15 protein-coding genes, 3 tRNA genes and 3 pseudogenes are annotated in these 17,777 nt (G+C 43.2%); 9 read left to right on the forward strand and 12 right to left on the reverse strand.

The window, feature by feature from the left end; all coding sequences use genetic code 11:
• Positions 1-29: 29 nt before the first annotated feature.
• The 3 genes from F972_RS03470 to F972_RS03480 all read right to left on the reverse strand — a co-directional run bounded on the left by F972_RS03470 (position 30) and on the right by F972_RS03480 (position 2,184).
• Positions 30-320, reverse strand: coding sequence for a co-chaperone GroES (locus tag F972_RS03470; RefSeq protein ID WP_004674886.1), 291 nt, complete (start codon positions 318-320; stop codon positions 30-32).
• A gap of 177 nt (positions 321-497) precedes the next feature.
• The gene (locus tag F972_RS03475; RefSeq protein ID WP_004755907.1) at positions 498-1,265 is read right to left on the reverse strand and encodes a metallophosphoesterase family protein; all 768 of its coding nucleotides are present in this window, start codon (positions 1,263-1,265) and stop codon (positions 498-500) included.
• Positions 1,246-2,184, reverse strand: a complete 939-nt coding sequence (locus F972_RS03480) for a diacylglycerol/lipid kinase family protein (RefSeq protein WP_004755909.1) — start codon at positions 2,182-2,184, stop codon at positions 1,246-1,248. The genes F972_RS03475 and F972_RS03480 overlap by 20 nt, the downstream gene beginning before the upstream one ends.
• A gap of 396 nt (positions 2,185-2,580) precedes the next feature.
• Between F972_RS03480 and F972_RS03485 the strand changes: the two genes are divergently transcribed.
• Positions 2,581-4,410 carry a phosphoenolpyruvate carboxykinase (GTP) gene (locus F972_RS03485; protein ID WP_004763986.1) on the forward strand — a complete coding sequence of 610 codons (1,830 nt, stop codon included), beginning with the start codon at positions 2,581-2,583 and terminating at the stop codon, positions 4,408-4,410.
• Between the two features lie 216 nt (positions 4,411-4,626).
• Here F972_RS03485 and F972_RS03490 read toward each other — a convergent pair.
• Together F972_RS03490 and F972_RS16530 are read right to left on the reverse strand one after the other, a co-directional pair.
• Positions 4,627-4,935: pseudogene (locus F972_RS03490) on the reverse strand (tyrosine-type recombinase/integrase); the annotation flags it as partial.
• Positions 4,936-4,982: 47 nt separating this feature from the next.
• Positions 4,983-5,054: pseudogene (locus F972_RS16530) on the reverse strand (hypothetical protein); the annotation flags it as partial.
• Between the two features lie 178 nt (positions 5,055-5,232).
• Between F972_RS16530 and F972_RS03495 the strand changes: the two are divergent.
• The 4 genes from F972_RS03495 (at position 5,233) to F972_RS03510 (ending at position 7,046) form a co-directional block, all read left to right on the forward strand.
• Positions 5,233-5,694, forward strand: coding sequence for an SRPBCC family protein (locus F972_RS03495; protein WP_004681473.1), 462 nt, complete (start codon positions 5,233-5,235; stop codon positions 5,692-5,694).
• 106 nt (positions 5,695-5,800) lie between these two features.
• Positions 5,801-6,268 (forward strand): hypothetical protein, encoded by a 468-nt coding sequence (locus tag F972_RS03500; RefSeq protein ID WP_004763987.1) that lies wholly within the window; start codon positions 5,801-5,803, stop codon positions 6,266-6,268.
• A complete protein-coding gene (locus F972_RS03505; RefSeq protein ID WP_004681476.1) occupies positions 6,265-6,645 on the forward strand; it encodes a hypothetical protein in 381 nt (126 codons plus the stop codon). Before F972_RS03500 ends, F972_RS03505 begins: the two co-directional genes overlap by 4 nt.
• Positions 6,646-6,677: 32 nt before the next feature.
• Entirely contained in the window at positions 6,678-7,046 is a 369-nt protein-coding gene (locus F972_RS03510) for a glyoxalase superfamily protein (RefSeq protein WP_004681478.1), read from the forward strand.
• A 113-nt stretch (positions 7,047-7,159) separates the two neighbouring features.
• On the opposite strand, the gene glpD is transcribed toward F972_RS03510, so the two are convergent.
• The 3 genes from glpD to glpK all read right to left on the reverse strand — a co-directional run bounded on the left by glpD (position 7,160) and on the right by glpK (position 11,236).
• The gene (gene glpD / locus F972_RS03515) at positions 7,160-8,680 is read right to left on the reverse strand and encodes a glycerol-3-phosphate dehydrogenase (RefSeq protein ID WP_034426879.1); all 1,521 of its coding nucleotides are present in this window, start codon (positions 8,678-8,680) and stop codon (positions 7,160-7,162) included.
• A gap of 234 nt (positions 8,681-8,914) precedes the next feature.
• Positions 8,915-9,673: a DeoR/GlpR family DNA-binding transcription regulator gene (locus F972_RS03520; protein WP_004674899.1), complete on the reverse strand. Its 759-nt coding sequence runs from the start codon at positions 9,671-9,673 to the stop codon at positions 8,915-8,917.
• Between the two features lie 54 nt (positions 9,674-9,727).
• Entirely contained in the window at positions 9,728-11,236 is a 1,509-nt protein-coding gene (gene glpK / locus F972_RS03525) for a glycerol kinase GlpK (protein WP_004681481.1), read from the reverse strand.
• A gap of 265 nt (positions 11,237-11,501) precedes the next feature.
• On the opposite strand from glpK, the gene F972_RS03535 reads away from it, so the two are divergent.
• Positions 11,502-11,924 carry a hypothetical protein gene (locus tag F972_RS03535; protein ID WP_004681484.1) on the forward strand — a complete coding sequence of 141 codons (423 nt, stop codon included), beginning with the start codon at positions 11,502-11,504 and terminating at the stop codon, positions 11,922-11,924.
• Between the two features lie 54 nt (positions 11,925-11,978).
• On the opposite strand, the gene F972_RS03540 is transcribed toward F972_RS03535, so the two are convergent.
• Positions 11,979-12,647, reverse strand: coding sequence for a class I SAM-dependent methyltransferase (locus F972_RS03540; protein WP_004755910.1), 669 nt, complete (start codon positions 12,645-12,647; stop codon positions 11,979-11,981).
• A gap of 239 nt (positions 12,648-12,886) precedes the next feature.
• Positions 12,887-13,735, reverse strand: coding sequence for a bifunctional methylenetetrahydrofolate dehydrogenase/methenyltetrahydrofolate cyclohydrolase FolD (gene folD, locus F972_RS03545; protein ID WP_004674908.1), 849 nt, complete (start codon positions 13,733-13,735; stop codon positions 12,887-12,889).
• Between the two features lie 170 nt (positions 13,736-13,905).
• Here folD and F972_RS03550 point away from each other — a divergent pair.
• Positions 13,906-13,979 (forward strand) — tRNA-Cys (locus tag F972_RS03550).
• Between the two features lie 8 nt (positions 13,980-13,987).
• A tRNA-Leu gene (locus F972_RS03555) sits at positions 13,988-14,073 on the forward strand.
• Positions 14,074-14,198: 125 nt separating this feature from the next.
• Here F972_RS03555 and F972_RS03560 read toward each other — a convergent pair.
• Positions 14,199-15,959 (reverse strand): alkaline phosphatase D family protein, encoded by a 1,761-nt coding sequence (locus F972_RS03560; RefSeq protein ID WP_004681486.1) that lies wholly within the window; start codon positions 15,957-15,959, stop codon positions 14,199-14,201.
• Positions 15,960-16,166: 207 nt separating this feature from the next.
• Here F972_RS03560 and F972_RS03565 point away from each other — a divergent pair.
• Positions 16,167-16,252: transfer RNA gene (locus tag F972_RS03565), tRNA-Leu, on the forward strand.
• Between the two features lie 114 nt (positions 16,253-16,366).
• Here F972_RS03565 and pgaB read toward each other — a convergent pair.
• Positions 16,367-17,707 (reverse strand): annotated as a pseudogene (gene pgaB, locus F972_RS03570) (poly-beta-1,6-N-acetyl-D-glucosamine N-deacetylase PgaB); the annotation flags it as partial.
• Positions 17,708-17,777: the final 70 nt, after the last annotated feature.

Consider the following 17,777-nt stretch of genomic DNA (forward strand, 5'->3'; position numbering starts at 1 on the left):
TCTGATAATAAATGTGAGTTATGTGTAGATTAGCTTTCAAGCACAGCCAAGATATCTGACTCTTTCATAATCAAGAGTTCTTCACCGTTTACTTTTACAGTTGTTCCCGCATAAGTACCAAACAATACTTTGTCTCCAACTTTAACATCCAAAGCACGTACACCATTGTCAGTGATCTGACCATTGCCCACTGCAATCACCTCACCCTGAGATGGTTTTTCAGCAGCAGAACCTGGAAGTAAAATACCGCCAGCAGTTTTGGTTTCTTCTTCTACACGACGAATCACAACACGATCATGTAATGGACGAATGTTGCTCATAATTAACTCCATCAGACTTAGTCTTTTTTGATAAATTGTTATGACAAGACAAAAGCGCCATAACAAAATTTGATATGCCACTTTTGTGGGGTTAAAAAAAATGGCTTCAAGGGGTAAAAGAAAAAAAATTCTATTTCTAGATGTTTTTTTAAACACAAGAAATCATGAAATGCTGTATTAAACACTTTCTGGGGATTGAACAAATATTTTTAACTTTTCATCAAACCAATAATGCTCAATCTTGCCATTCCCTAAAATAACATTAAAACCATTGGTTGAGTCATGGTGTAAACGGCTCGAAATTGCAGTGCCTGCATGAATGTCATAGATAGGATGATTGACATTCAACTGATAAATCTTTGTGAGATCATATACTGCTGTTTGATGTAAATGCCCATGCAACAAGCCAAACAGTCCCGTTTCGCCCCAGCGTTCCAAAGCAATCTTCCCTAAAACAGGACAATCCTTATCATCACGCTGATCAGGAGATATATAGAAAGGCTGATGAAAAACCACCAGCTTTATTTTATTTGAGGGCACATTGTTTAACTTTTCATAGGTTTCATGGATTTGTTCCATGGAAATATGTCCCCGCGTGTGGTAACGCCGCCGAATACTGTTTACCCCCACAATATAAAAATGCTCAGTTTCCAGCGTTGTTTCCAGGCGACCAAAAAATGCCTGATACAATACAAAAGGGGAGAAAAATCGGTTCCAGACCTGATAAAGGGGGATATCATGATTTCCTGGCACCACCAAATAAGGCAATGACAGGGAATCCAGAAATTTTCGGCAGGCATAGAACTGCTTAAAGCGGGCACGCTGGGTTAAGTCCCCACTCACCACAATCGCCTCTGGACGATGCTGTTGGCAAAACTGCTGTATGGCCTGAATACATACCTCTCTTTCAGTGCCAAAGTGTAAATCAGACAGATGCAACAGCATTTGGCACCATTACCTTTAAAGAAGATTTTTCAACTGCGAATTTTAGCGGTGTCTGCATTTCCATCAGTTCTCCATCCACGGCCACAGTGAGCTTTTTCTTTTTACACTCTACCTGAATCTGTTCAGCACAGAATGAATAAACATCAGAAGCCTGATCAATTTTCCCCTGAATCAGTGTCCATAACATTTTCAGCAAACTTAGCCGATCACTTTTGGCCACCACCACCCCTGCCAGCTTTCCATTGGCAGCACATTCCGCAATCCTCAATTTCATGTCACTGAGCTGAAGCTGGTTATTGCCAAAGAAAACCAGCGGTGTTGCAACAGGATATTTTCGGCCATCTACAGTGACCGCCAGTTTTAATGATTTGTGTTCACGCAACAGCACATCCAAACCCGATGTATAGGCATTCAAGGGGAAACGGCCAAAACGCTGGTTATATAATTCACGTTTTTTTATAAATAAGGGATATAAACCCAGACTGGCATTATTCAGGTAAATCTGGTCATTCAGGGTGGCAACATGAACCTTATGTTCAATGCCTGTGGCAATCACCTCCGCAGCCAGCCCCAGATCAATGGGGATATTCAGGGCGCGGGCAACATAATTAAATGTCCCTAATGGCATGATTCCCATTGGAATATCGGTATGCATCAATTTTTTGGCAACCGCATTCAAGGTTCCATCCCCTCCTGCCACCACCACAACACCACGCGAATCGGCATGCTGATGTCTGGAGAGTACCGATGTCATCATTTCATCAAAATTAACCCGCTGATTTAACTCAAAAACTTGGATTTCAAACCCATATTGTGTCCAGAACGTCATGAGACGTTCATATTGCTCATCTTGTTGTGCTGCATGAAAACCTGATTTTTGATTATAAATGAGGGATAAAGGCCGTAAATTTTGACTCATACAACTTAACCTGAATAAAGTTAACAATCTTATTTTTGTTTACAAAATCAACAAATAAAAGCTTCTTTATGTAAATTTTGAGTGAGCATCATTCATATAACCAATAATAATTCTCAAAAAATCACAATATTTTAAGATATTGTTTTCCAATATAATTTTAAATAAAAATAACACATATAAAAAATCAAAATAATGAATAGAAAAATGATCAAACCAATTAAAAACAACTACCTATCTATAAATATACATGCTTGCATTAACCGATTCTGACATTCTTTAGTCTTATTTTTTTTATGATTTTATGCTTTAATACAGCCACTTTTTTTACTTCATCTATCTTACTGTCATCCAGTAAATGGAACTTGTACGTTGTACACACTTTAAAAAGGCATCACCATGACCCAAGTGAACGCACCAGAATTCGTTCGTCACCCTAAGCTAATTGCATGGGTGGAAGAAATTGCAAAACTAACCAAGCCAGCAAAAATCGAATGGTGTGACGGCAGCGAAGAAAAATATCAACGTCTGATCGACTTGATGATCGCTAACGGCACCATGCAAAAACTTAACCAAGAAAAACATCCTGGTTCTTATCTTGCAAATTCTGACCCTTCTGACGTTGCTCGTGTTGAAGATCGCACTTATATCTGCTCTCAAAACAAAGAAGATGCTGGGGCAACCAACAACTGGGTTGATCCTGCGGAAATGCGTGCAAAATTAAATGGATTATTTGACGGTGCAATGGAAGGTCGTACCATGTATGTGGTTCCGTTCTCAATGGGACCTTTAGGCAGCCATATTGCCCACATTGGTATTGAATTAACAGACTCACCTTACGTTGCGGTTAGCATGACCAAAATGGCGCGTATGGGTAAGGCAGTTTATGATGTGTTGGGCACAGATGGCGAGTTTATCCCATGTGTACACACTGTTGCAGCACCATTAAAAGATGGCCAGAAAGACGTTGCCTGGCCTTGCAACCCTGAAAAATATATCGTGCATTATCCAGAAACTCGTGAAATCTGGTCTTATGGTTCAGGTTACGGCGGTAATGCATTATTGGGCAAAAAATGCCTTGCATTACGTATCGCATCAGTCATGGGCCGTGAACAAGGCTGGCTGGCTGAACACATGTTGATTTTAGGCGTGACCAATCCACAGGGCGAAAAACATTACATCGCGGCGGCATTCCCATCTGCATGTGGTAAAACCAACTTTGCAATGTTGATTCCACCAGCAGGTTATGAAGGCTGGAAGATTGAAACTGTAGGTGACGATATTGCATGGATCAAGCCAGGTGAAGATGGTCGCCTATATGCAATCAACCCGGAAGCTGGTTTCTTCGGTGTTGCCCCAGGTACAAACACCAAGACTAACCCGAACTGTATGGCTACCCTGCATAAAGACGTAATTTATACCAACGTTGCTGTAACTGACAACGGTGAAATCTGGTGGGAAGGTCTTTCTAAAGAAGTTCCAGCGAACTTGACCAACTGGAAAGGTCAACCACATACAGGTGCAGATAAGGCGGCGCATCCAAACGCTCGTTTCACCGTTGCTGCTGGTCAATGTCCATCTATTGACGCTGACTGGGAAAATCCAGCTGGTGTTCCAATTTCTGCGTTCATCTTCGGTGGTCGCCGTGCAGACACTGTGCCTTTGGTATCAGAAGCATTTGACTGGGTGGATGGTGTTTATAAAGCAGCAACCATGGGTTCTGAAACCACTGCTGCTGCTGTTGGTCAACAAGGTATTGTACGCCGTGACCCATTTGCAATGCTGCCATTTGCTGGTTATAACATGGCTGACTACTTTGGCCACTGGTTACAATTAGGTAAAGAAGTGGGTGCAAAAGCTGAAGCTGCTGGTAACAAATTACCAAAAATCTTCAATGTAAACTGGTTCCGCCGTGATGTTGAAGGCAACTTTGTATGGCCTGGTTTCGGTCAGAACATGCGTGTGCTTGAGTGGATCATTGACCGTTGCGAAGGTCGTGCAGAAGCGACTGAAACACCAATCGGTCTGGTTCCTACTTATGAGCAGTTAAACTGGGAAGGTATCGATTTCTCTAAAGAGCAATTCGACACAGTAACCACTCAGGACAAAGATCAATGGATCAAAGAGCTTGAAAGCCACACTGAGTTATTTACCAAACTGGGTGATCGCTTGCCTCAGGCACTTAAAGATCGTCAGGCTGAGTTATTAAACGCGGTTAAATCTGCTTAATAATTAAAAATACAAAAGGTCGCTTCGGCGGCCTTTTTTATTTGGAGGATTTAGTAACGAGGTAAAAAAGTGTTTGGCATTTTCACTCGCCAAGGCTTTTGGATAGCAGGTACATACCAAACGTCATAGCGCGAGACCAATAACACTAGAATTATAGTTTAGATGCGTTGTTTACCGTTAAAACAATGGCTTGAGGAAAGGAGACTCATGATCTTCTCAAAATGAATCTAATGGACTTTGCACACCCAAACCACCACGATTAAGCATGTGGGTATAGATCATTGTGGTTTTGACATCAGCATGCCCCAATAACTCTTGTACAGTGCGGATGTCATAGCCGTTTCGCAAAATTTGTGTGGCAAAACTATGCCTCAACGTATGCAGTGTAGCAAATTTTGTGATATGCGCTTGCTGCACAGCAATTTTGAATGCGCGTTGCAAACCTTGATGATAAATATGATGCCGTCTAAAAATTCCTGTCCTTGGATCAGTGGATTCATTAGATGCGGGAAATACCCAAAACCAAGATAAATGACATAGCGTTTTATCCAGCCACAATAGGCTTGTTCAGTCCGATAACTCATGTGCTTATAACGTATACGCTGCCTGACTAAATCAAGAAGTTTGGGTTGTTGAACTGACATGTTATTATCCTTGTTATTTTTATGATTTAATGATAGTTTTTAGTTCAAATAAATCAATATTATTTTGTTTAATACTTTATAAATAGGCGTCTTATGCAGCAAGTTTTAGCATCTTATGTGTCACCTCTGCCGCATAAGAGTAGTTAGGTGCCACACACACAGATTTCCGGGAGCTGAAATGACACTCATAAAGTCGCCTGTTGCGCGAGCAACAATGCTCATCCGCAGACCCGTCGAGGAGGTGTTCAATGCCTTCGTCGATCCCACCGTGACCACCAGATTTTGGTTTAGTCGTTCCAGTGGGCAACTAGCTCCCGGTAAGACAGTAACCTGGTACTGGGATCAATACGGCGTCTCGGGGGAAGTTACGGTCACGGCGCTGGAGAAGAACCAAAGAATTGCCATTGAATGGCCCACGCCTGTTGAATGGACTTTTACGCCTAAAGGCAATGACACAACATTTGTTTCTATCGTCGCCTCAGGCTTCACGGGAACCGATGATGAAAAGGTTGCGCAGGCACTGGATTCCACTGAAGGATTCAATCTCGTAATCTCTGCCTGCAAGGCATTGCTTGAGCACGGAATTGATCTTCAGCTTATCTCTGACAAAAACCCTGATGCCGCCGTCAGTGGCACCTAACAATTCATTCAAGCCGACGCCGCTTCGCGGCGCGGCTCATTGTGCTAGCGTGTAGCACAACGCCGTGCCACTACGCAGCGCGGCTTAACTTAGGTGTTAGGTTGCCATGAAGTTTCTTGTCGTCATCGTTATAGCAATCCTCGCTGGCTGCTCACGTTATGACTCGCCATCGCCCGGCTCGCCTCCTTCCAAAAGCGAGACCGCTTTCCAATCGGCTACAAACGTCCTGGCCGAGCCATTGCCAGGGAGAAAAGTGAAGATCTCGGTCACTGCAAGGGACGAGAGTCTGTACATCGTCAACTGCAATGAACATGTCGTAGTTTCGTTGCGTGCGGTCGGCGCGCCGCACATTTCTTGGGGCGGCGTGTCGAATAGTTGCTTATCCCAAAGCATCATCATTCCAGCCAAAGCGACACTTAGCTTTGTCGTGGAACTTAGTGATGGCTCTCCGGAATTAGATACGACCGTGCGGTACACAGCACTGGTCGGAGGAGTCCATCAAAGCGCTGACATCCGCTCACCACAAGTTCCCGTAGAGCGCATGACCAGCAATTCTTTCAAGATCATTCCATGAGTGGCAACCTAACTCAGGCGTTAGGCAGCATGACGAACATCCTCGATACTCTTTACAAAATCTGCCTGCACCCCAGACCAGATGACGAGTTCATTAACCGATTTTCGAAAGTGATCGATGTCTATTCAATTGCAGAAAAATCAGAACTTGTTGACTCTCTTGCCAGGTTTATCGCGGAAAAATTCTTATCTGGTGAAGGGTCGTTCGAAGAAACAGACGTGGCTATAAACAATCTTGCTGGCTATGCAATCTGCAACAACCGAATCCCCGAGTTTATGTGGGGGGTGTACATGGCGTTTGATGATGCTGAACTTGGATCAGACGGTCAACAGCGCTTACCTTCCAATCTCCGCCATGCGCTAGGGCCTGCTGCCTAACTCAGGTGTTATGCAACCAAAGGAAACAAAAAATGGCATTTACCAGAATAGCCCCTCTTATAAGAATATTTGATGAAAACAAAGCCAAAGAATTTTATGTTGAATTTTTGGGGTTCAATATCGACTTTGAACATCGGGACTCCGATGACGCGCCTCTTTACATGCAGGTATCAAAAGGACAATGTCTTTTGCTGCTAACAGAACACCATGGGGGATGTAGTCCGGGCTGTGCCATCAACATTGAAACAGATGAGCTAGAATCTTACTGCAAGGAACTAAATCAAAAGAATTATAAGTTTGCCAAGCCGGGCATCCAAGATATGCCTTGGGGCAGCAAGAATATGTCCATCGCCGATCCATTCGGTAACAATATTACTTTCACGAATGCCATCAGTACCTAACATTCGTCCCCAAAAAAAGCACCCTTTCCACTCCATCAGTACGCCACCTGAGTTAGTCGAACTCAGGTGACGTAGATAACCGTTATTTTAAAGACAGTATACTATACGATTTTTTAAGCCGCATGTGGCGATTGCTGCTTAGCAGCCAAATAAGCATCTAAAGCCAGCTCTTCACTCGGCATAAAGCTCAAGCCCAACTTAGAACGTCTCCACAGCACATCCTGAGTGCTTGTTACCCATTCAAAGCGACATAAATAATCGACTTCTTTGGCATACAAGCCCTGACCAAAATGTTTTCCGAGTTGGTCAACCGATGTTATTTCACCCAATATATTCCAGATCCGTGAACCATAAGTCGATGCCCAGCGTTTTGCCAATGCTTCTGGAGCATCCGTGATTTGTGCACGGATTTCCTGTATCAACTGTTCAACAGAATGCATATTTTCACCGCCAGGCAATGCCTCTGTCGCAGTCCAGCTTCCCTGCATCTCAGGGAAAAATGCCTTGAGCTGTTGCATAGCAGATTCAGCCAATTTACGATATGTTGTTAATTTTCCACCAAATACGGAAAGTAATGGTGCCTGCCCTTTCTCACCTTTGGACAAGGCCAAAGTATAGTCACGGGTAATGACTGATGGATTATCCGATTCATCATCACACAGAGGACGCACACCCGCAAAAGTCCAAATGATGTCCTGTTGGGTGAGTTGTTTTTTGAAATGGGCATTGCTCACTTCAATCAGGTAATCAATCTCTTCCTGAGTAATTTTCACCTGTGCTGGATCACCCTGATATTCACGGTCTGTGGTGCCAATCATGGTGTATTGGTCCAGATATGGAATGGCAAACACAATACGGCGGTCATCATTTTGCATAATAAAGGCTTTGTCACATTCATACAGCTTCGGCACAATAATGTGACTGCCCTGAATCAGGCGGATCCCGTAAGGAGATTTAAGCTGCAAATCCTGCTTGATAAATTGCGCAACCCAAGGTCCTGCCGCATTAACCAAGGCTTTCGCCTTAATCTGGAATTGACCATGCTCATTTTCCAGATCGACCAGCCAATATTGCCCATCACGTTGTGCAGAAAGACAACGGGTTCGGGTCACTACATCAGCCCCTTTCTCACGGGCATGCATGGCGTTTAAAACCACCAGACGAGAGTCATCCACAGCACAGTCTGAATATTCAAAACCACGGGTAATAGCAGAGTTTAGCGGGCTATCTTCTTTAAAATAAACATTGTTTGAACCCAACAGCTTTTCACGTTTACCCAAATGGTCATAAAAGAACAAACCTGTACGAATCAACCATGCGGGACGTAAATGCGGACGATGCGGCATGATAAAACGCATTGGGCGGATAATGTGCGGTGCTTTAGCCAACAAGACTTCACGTTCAGCCAATGCTTCACGTACCAAACGAAATTCTTTATGTTCGAGATAACGTAGACCACCATGAATCAGCTTACTGCTGGCAGAGGAGGTATGGCTTGCCAAATCGTCTTTTTCACATAAGAATACGGATAAACCACGTCCTGACGCATCAGCAGCGATACCAACACCGTTAATACCGCCACCAATAACAGCAAGGTCATAGATTTTGTCATTTGACTGAGGAGAAGTTTGCATATCATCACCGCAAATTTTCATTATTTTTCGATAATGAAAATTTAAACATATAAAATGAAAATAAACAATAAATTTTGTGCAAAAAAATGCCAAATTATTGGCATTTTTAACAAATGAATAAAAAAGAAATTGATTATGAAATGGATGATAAATGCTTTAGGTCAATTTTCGAATCATAGAAACAAACTGTGTTTGACCACTAAAGAGATATAAAACAAAGCATTTAATGAAAAATTATTGAGCAACAACCAAATTCACACCTAAATCATGAATGGTTTTTAGATATTGCTCATTGGGTTGCTGATCAGTAAAGATACTATCTACTTGCTTCAATGAACCCAGACGGATCATGGCATTACGGCCAAACTTGCTACTATCCGCCGCCAAGAAAACCTGACGTGCACTTGAGAGGATTTCCTGTGACACACACACTTCCTGAAAGTCAAAATCCAGCAAAGTGCCATCCTCATCAATACCACTAATCCCAATCAGCGCATAATCCGCCTTAAACTGCTTAAAGAAATCAGCCGTTGCCTGACCAATCACTCCACCATCAGGGCGAACTCGACCACTGGCAATCAGTACTTCAAAATCCTCCTTGGTGCTGAGAATTTTGGCCACATTCAGGTTATTGGTAATGATCTTCAGCCCAGTATGGTTGAGCAAGGCATGGGCAATCGATTCCGTGGTCGTTCCAATATTAATGAATAATGACGCATGGTCAGGTACAGCAGCAGCCACCGCCTCTGCAATCCTGAGCTTTTCTTCAAGCATATAGCCGACACGCATCGTATATTCGGTATTTTCAACACTGGAATCATGTGCGGCTCCACCATGATAGCGGCGCAACAAGCCCTCATCCGCCAACTGATTAATATCACGACGGATGGTTTGAGGGGTAACATCAAAATATTGAGCAAGCTCTTCAATACTGATATAGCCACGCTCTCTCACCAGTTCAAGGGTTTTTTGTTGGCGTAGGATCAAGCTCATGCTCATCCATCCTAAGTTATTTTAAATTACGAATGGCGTTATTTTACCTTAATTTTAAGCCCAGTCACGTGTACGCCCCACAGCTTTTAACCAGCCTTGATAAAGTTTTTCGGTTTCATCCTGACTACACGCGGGTGTAAATGTTCGCTCAATGGTCATTCTGCTCTTCAATTCATTCAAATCAGACCAGAAACCAACGGCTAAACCTGCCAAGAATGCCGCCCCCATACCTGTGGTCTCTTTCATGGCTGGACGTTCAACCAAAGTCGATAAAATATCCGCCTGAAACTGCATAAGGAAGTTATTTGCGGTAACACCACCATCTACACGAAGTGTACGTAACTTCTCACCCGAATCCTGCTGCATGGCATCCAGTACATCACGGGTTTGATAAGCAATGGATTCCAGCGTTGCACGAATAATATGCTCAATACTCACGCCACGGGTAATTCCCAGAATCGCACCACGGGCGGTTGGGTCCCAATATGGCGCGCCCAACCCCGTAAATGCAGGAACAACATAAACGCCATTACTGTCTTTCACTTTGGTTGCATAATATTCCGAGTCATGCGAGTCGTTAATGGCCTTTAATTCATCACGCAGCCATTGCACACATGAACCACCATTAAATACCGCACCTTCCAGGGCATAGTTCACTTCACCTCGTGGCCCACATGCAATCGTGGTGAGTAAACCATGTTCAGATTGAACAATACGTTTACCTGTATTCATCAGCAGGAAACAGCCTGTACCGTAGGTATTTTTTGCCTGTCCCGCCTCAACACACATTTGACCGAACAAAGCCGCCTGTTGATCCCCTGCAATTCCCGCAATTGGAATCCCAATCTCCTGACCACTGATGGTATGGGTATGCCCATATATTTCAGAAGAAGTACGCACCTCAGGCAACATGGCTTTAGGAATATTCAAGGCTTCAAGCAGCTTATCATCCCATTGCAATGTTTCAATATTAAATAGCATGGTACGTGAGGCATTGGTATAGTCAGTTACATGCGCCTGACCATTGGTCAGTTTCCAGATCAACCAGGTATCCACTGTACCAAACAACAGCTCGCCACGTTCTGCCCGCTCTCGGCTGCCCTCTACCTGGTCAAGAATCCACTTGATCTTGGTTGCCGAAAAATATGGGTCAATCACCAGTCCAGTGACCTTACGTACATACTCATCCCAGCCGTACTGACGAAGCTGGTTGCAGATTTCATTACTTTGGCGGCTCTGCCATACAATCGCGTTATAAATCGGTTTACCTGTTTTTTTATCCCAGATAATTGTGGTTTCACGCTGGTTAGTGATGCCAATCGCGGCAATCTGGTCGCTTGAAATACTTGCCTGTGCTAAAGCCTCAACCCACACCGCACTTTGCGTTGCCCAGATTTCCATTGGGTCATGCTCAACCCAGCCTGGTTGCGGGTAGATTTGGGTAAACTCACGCTGGGCAATCGTAATAACATTTGCATCGTGATCCAACACGATTGCACGTGAACTGGTTGTACCCTGGTCAAATGCAACCACATATTTTTTTTGACTATCTGTAGAGATCATGGCATACCTATTCAGAATTGCCTTATGTATCAAAGCAATAAATGAAATACCTATTAAAAAAATGGGCCTCAACACTGCGATACAGCAACAACTTGTATATAAAAATAAAAAACTTGCACGATTATATGCAAAATTGTTCGAAAACGAAAATTCTTTCTCTCATTTTGAACCCAAATCATGATGAACAGCGTGAGTTTTAAAGATTCATCACAATACAAAATCTAATTTATGCGATACTAAGACTAGAAATAATAGGACTACTAATATGAAAAAAACTAATTTATTGATTATTGTGAGCGGTACACTTCTGGTTGCGGCATGTCAAAGCACTCCACATCAGTACAATGGTGTGACAGGTTATGAAATTGAAAATAAAACGGCAACTTCGGCAACACTAGCCTATACCTTGGCAGCACGTGGCAACAGTGAGGTTGATGAGAAAAAACTACAGCATGCCTGTAAACAAGTGTTAGGAATGGAAAAAACCTATAAAATTTCGATACTCAGTGTCAATGAAATTATGAACCCAACCAAACAGGAACAATATGGGGTGCAACTTGGCAACAGCCGTGCAACTTTTGGTCTATCCAACTCACCTGATTTAAACAACACTGAGGGCTATGCAACACGTCAGGCACTGGAAACACGCCCAACCACACTGAAAGTGGTTCGCTATACCTGTTCATAATGGTTAAAAATAAGGTGGTTGATTTAAACCACCTTAGCTTTATCTGCGTACTTATTATAAGGTCTTATAAAAACTGACATTGCGAAACTCTTTGGCTTCATCCAGATCAGGCCAGGTGGTTGCGCTGCGCTCATCAATTTTCATATATTGAGGGTGACTAAAGTTTTTAACCCGACTATCCGCTACCCAGACTTCTGGTGCGAATTTTAAAAACTCATCCAGAAAGAATCGGTTACACTGATCGTAAAGCACATCCGCAGCCAGCAAGACATCTACCTGTTCTGACTTGTACAAATCATCCAGATACTCAAGCTCGACATTATTTAGCAAGGCATTTTCACGACATGATTCCAAGCTAACCTGATCAATATCACAGCAGATGACCCGCTTTGCCCCTGCCATTTTTGCGGCAATCGCCACCACGCCTGAACCCGCCCCAAAATCCAGCACCACCTTGTCTTTAACATGATGCGGTTCTGCCAATAACCATTGCGCCATTGCTAGACCTGAGGCCCAACAGAAAATCCAGTATGGCGTTTCATTCCAGATACGGCGAATGACTTCATCATCCAGACGCTCAGTTGGGAAAACAGGTGGAATCAGCCATAGGGAAATTGGCGTCTCAGGAAGCTGTTGCGCCAATAAATCTGTATTTGGAATAACTTCATGCAACGCTTTCAGCAATTGCGCAGGTGCTTTGGCAAATTGAAAAGTACAGCTCATATTTCTTTAATTCTATACAATCCCCCTCTTTCATAAAGCATAGGTGTCTACATATCTGTAACCCCCTCCTACCCCCCCTTAAAAAGGTGGAGGAACATCATTTGAATCAAGACCTTATAAGATTCACAGGAAGTCTCCCCTTTTAAAGGGGAGATTTAGAGGGGTTAAAAATCAGATAAATCAACATATTAAAACTTGTGTAGACACTTATATTCATAAAGAGAGGGTTAGGGGGGAATTTAATCCAAAGCTTTTTCAGCGGCTTCAACGGTCTGACGAATCAATGTGGTAATCGTCATAGGGCCAACACCGCCTGGCACTGGTGTATAGGCAGATGCAACTTCTTCAATTCCAACAAGTTGAATATCACCTACACCACCGCCATCACGAGGATGGAAACCAGCATCAACCACAACCGCACCTTGCTTGATCCAGTCTTTCTGAATCAGTTCAGCCTTACCGACTGCACCGACAATAATATCTGCCTGTTTAACCAGCTCAGCAAGATTCTGGGTACGTGAATGGCAAATTGTCACTGTCGCATTGGCCTGTAATAGCATCATCGCCATTGGTTTACCTAAAATCGCTGAGCGACCCACCACAACCGCATGTTTACCTGCGATTTCAATGTTGTTTTCCTGCAAAATGGTCATGATGCCTGCTGGCGTCGCTGAGCCATAAGCAGACTCACCCATTGCCATACGACCAAAACCAAGGCAAGTTACCCCATCCACATCTTTTTCTAGTGAAATAGCATCAAAACATGCGCGTTCATCAATCTGTTCAGGAACTGGGTGCTGCAACAAGATGCCATGCACATCAGGATTGGCATTCAGTTTTTCAATTTCAGCCAGAAGTTGCGCTGTGGTGGTCTCTTTCGGTAATTCGATTTTAAGTGAGTCCATTCCCACACGACGGCAAGCATTGCCTTTCATGCGTACATAAGTTGCAGATGCACCATCATCCCCGACAAGGATGGTTGCCAAAATTGGGGTACGCCCCGTTTTTGCTTTTAATGCCTCTACACGTACCAACAAATCCGCCTCGATTTGTTTTGCCAATGCACGACCGTCTAAAACCAATGCCACAGCGTATCTCCCAAGTGAGTATAAGTAAGTGCTTACTAATCAGATAAGTATGCAAATGATACATGATAATTTGTCCAATATGCTTTTAGATGTTGTTTTTATGTGCATATTCACCCGAAACACTATTGTTTTTTTCCTAAAGATTGCTAATATGTGCATCACCAAGAGATGGCGGGGTGGCAGAGTGGTCATGCAGCGGACTGCAACTCCGTGTACGCCGGTTCGATTCCGACCTCCGCCTCCATTGGTAAAGCCCGAGTGGTGAAATCGGTAGACACAGGGGATTTAAAATCCCCCGCCCACAAAGCGTGCCAGTTCGAGTCTGGCCTCGGGCACCATTTTTCAGCAAATGAAATATGGTGCTAAAAATTCCAGCTTAATGCTGGTTTTTTTATGTCTGAAAATATTTGCAATAAAAATAAAAAAAGCCAAACAGAATGGTTTGGCCTCTACTGAAATAGGATTACGCTACTTGTTGCGCTGTTTTCATTGGCAATAAATTCACATCCAAACTCAACTGATGCTGTCTGGCTGTATCAACACTATATTCAGGCTTCTTGATTGAATCCACATAAACCCACTGTGACTGTACCTGTGCTTCATCAAATTGAACAATTAAATAACCTCTTTGATTTAAGTTGCAATAGTTCAGCTCATCAATCAAGGTGGTAAACGCAAATTCAAACTGTTGCAACTGAGCCAATGGGATATTTAAATATTTTTCCAAACCTGGCGAAGAAACTGAACTGGTTGCCAGCTCAACACCAACAAACACACCATCCTTGCTATATAGATTGGATGACCACGCATTATGGGTATCCCCTGCAAGTACAACAACTTTTTTCTTTAATTGTGCCAAAGTGCCATACAATATTTCACGCTCTGCAAAATAACCATCCCAGGCATCCAGATTATAAGGTGCAACGCTGAGAACGCGGGCTTTTTCCTGATCGGTTAAGCTCGGATCACCTTGCTTTAAACGCATCTTTAAGGTGACTAGCTCAGTAATTTGCATATTCATTTTATTTAAGGTGTCGGCAGTTGGATTGCCTGAAGTTATTTCTGCCAATGAAAGCAACAATTCAGCTGGAACCAGCATTTTTGTCATTAAAATCTGCTGCCCCAGTACATTCCATGTGGATGTCGATTGCTGTAGTTTTCCAAGTAACCAATCACGCTGGGTATAACCCATTAAGGTACGTGCTGGATTGGTTAAATCTGCCTGAAACTTTGCAATATCCAAACCATTTGCTGTGATATAGTTGGCATAGTCCAACTGCTCATCACGGGCGATAATCCGAGTATCAAGCATAGTCAGTTGCACCAGCTTGCCAAAATCAAACTGGCGATAAATCTTGAGATGTTGTTCATCTATGGGACGAATTGGCATCCACTCAAAATAAGCCTGTAAAGCTGCCAGTTTACGCTCCATAAAAGAACCCTCATTAACCTGATGATTCTCTGCACCATCTCGCCATGTGTCATTTGCCAATTCATGGTCATCCCAAATCACAATAAAGGGATGGCGATGATGTAATGCCTGCAAGTCCTTGTCTTTGCGGTATAAAGCATAACGTTTACGGTAATCATCTAATTTGATAATTTCTTTATTGTTATCAGCTGCCAGTGTTCGTCCTAATTTTTCCGCATCTTCTGTTGCATAACCATCTGCGCCATATTCATAAATATAGTCACCTAGATGAATGACCACATCAACATTTTGCTTCGCCATTTCCCGATACACATAGAAATAACCTGCTGGATAATTTGAGCATGAACATACCGCAAAACTGACTTTTGAGGTGCTGGTTGCTAAGGTTTTAGTTTGACCAACTGGAGAAATCTTGTCACCAAAGATAAAGCGATAGAAATAACGCTGGTCTGGTTTTAAACCCGTGACATCCACCTTGACGGTAAAATCTTGCGATGCCGAGGTAAGGACTTTATCGGTTTTAATGATTTGCTTAAATTGATTATCTAGTGCAATTTCCCAACTTACCTGTAAACGAGCACTGGCATCATTCGGTGTCAGGCGTGTCCATAAAATCACGCGATCCTGCAATGGATCACCACTTGCCACACCATGTTCAAAATTCACCTGAAGTGTTGCCGTTTCTTGTTCTGAATTGTCATTACATCCTGTAAAACCAGTGGAGAGGGACAATGCCCCGAAACCGAATAAGCTTTTTTGAATGAGTTCCCGTCGTGAAATTTTGGCTGTCATTTGATGGCTACCTTAGCTTTTATCGCAATAAATGAATAAAGCTAATTGATATACATGAAGCTTTAATCTCAGTTTGATGAAAGAATCATGAAAACAGTTTGTCCAAGTTTGGTTTTATCCGATAAATACATGAATTGACTGAAAAGAAAGCAAATACGTGGTTTTACTCTTGCCAAGTTTTCAAGTGTCCTCTATTATTGCGCTCATGCCCGAGTGGTGAAATCGGTAGACACAGGGGATTTAAAATCCCCCGCCCACAAAGCGTGCCAGTTCGAGTCTGGCCTCGGGCACCATTTTTCAGCAAATGGAAATATGGTGCTAAAAATTCCAGCTTAATGCTGGTTTTTTTATACCTGAAATTTAGGAATATAAAAAAATGCCTTAATTAAAAAACCAAGGCCTTCAATCTTAATGGTCTGCCGCGCTTCTGGTGAGAATGGGCTTAAACGGATATAGCCCATATTTAAATGCTCACCTGATTGGGTTTGTTGGGTTTCCACCAACTGTTTCGAAACTGGGTCTTGTTTCGGCAATTCCCAAGCCATCACAGGCATCCACGCATATAGACGCTTTACTGGAGTACGGGTTTGAATTTGCCATGCCGCACGGTTAAACAGGTCTGCACGCATCAGGATATGACGGTTCGGGAAATACACCCTATCTGCCGAACCATTGGCATCGGGGTCAGAAAAGGCCTGTAGATAAACGGTGTTTACGCCCATACCATTAATTCGATCCAGTAAATGTCCCAGATTACGTTCCTGTTGCTGCGGATCAGGATCATAGATATAGTCTAAATCGACATGCATGATTTTTTGCGGACGATTATTGTCACCGAGGTTCAGTTCACGGTTCTTGATTTCCTGTGCAAGTGCACTGGTCGACATATTGCCCTGAATCAAGATGCGGCTCATATTCTGAATGGACTGTCGGGCCTGGTCTGCCCCATCATCCAAGGTAATGGTAATCGGCATGCCCAATTCCTTGGCGGTTTTGACCAACTGCATATTGTAGCGGCCATAAGGCCAGACCATGACCCGCGGTGAACGTAGACCATGTGCCTTTAACAGGTCATTATTCTTTTTTAGGTCCTGATAGACACGTGCCTGATAATCGGCATCATTTTCATAACTTTTGCTTTTAGTATCATAAATGCGGGTAATTGCGGCAGGCTCCAGATTACCCTGTGGATTGGCATTAATCCCCTGATGCAAATGATAACTATGGCTGGCAATCTCCACCAAGCCACTATTCTGCATCTCCTTAAGCTCGTCCCAGCTCAAGATTTTGTTCCTTGCGATGCTTTCCCCACCAAAATCCACATTCTGGTTTTCTTTCGGTTCCAGCCATGAACCGACCACAGCCAAAACCACAGGGATTTTTTTGGCACGAATTACGGGATAGGCATTTTGATAGAAAGATTGATAGCCATCATCCACCGTCAGTAATACAGGTTTACTAGGCAATTTATACTGGCCTTGATGGGCCTTGATCAGTTGATCCACATTAATAAAATGGAAGCCATTATTCTTTAACCAGTCAATATGTTGACTAAACTGCTGTGCAGTAACCGCATAACTTGGGATCAGTGCATCTTTATGCTCTGTGATTTCATGGTAACCAATGACGGTTAACGTTGTCGCATCAGTTTTTGGTTTTGGATTTGCCGCAAAAATGGTGGTTGCAACCACACCCAATACAAGACCCAAAAATGTTTTTAAGGTCGGAGACACTAAACGTGTTGTCATAGAGATATTGTCTCGATACAGGAAAGTCGCTGGGGACGAAGCAGGCATGAATGGTCTTAGGATTTAGGCA

Source organism: Acinetobacter sp. CIP 102529, from assembly GCF_000368325.1.
In the GTDB taxonomy this organism is placed as follows: Bacteria; Pseudomonadota; Gammaproteobacteria; order Pseudomonadales; family Moraxellaceae; genus Acinetobacter; species Acinetobacter parvus.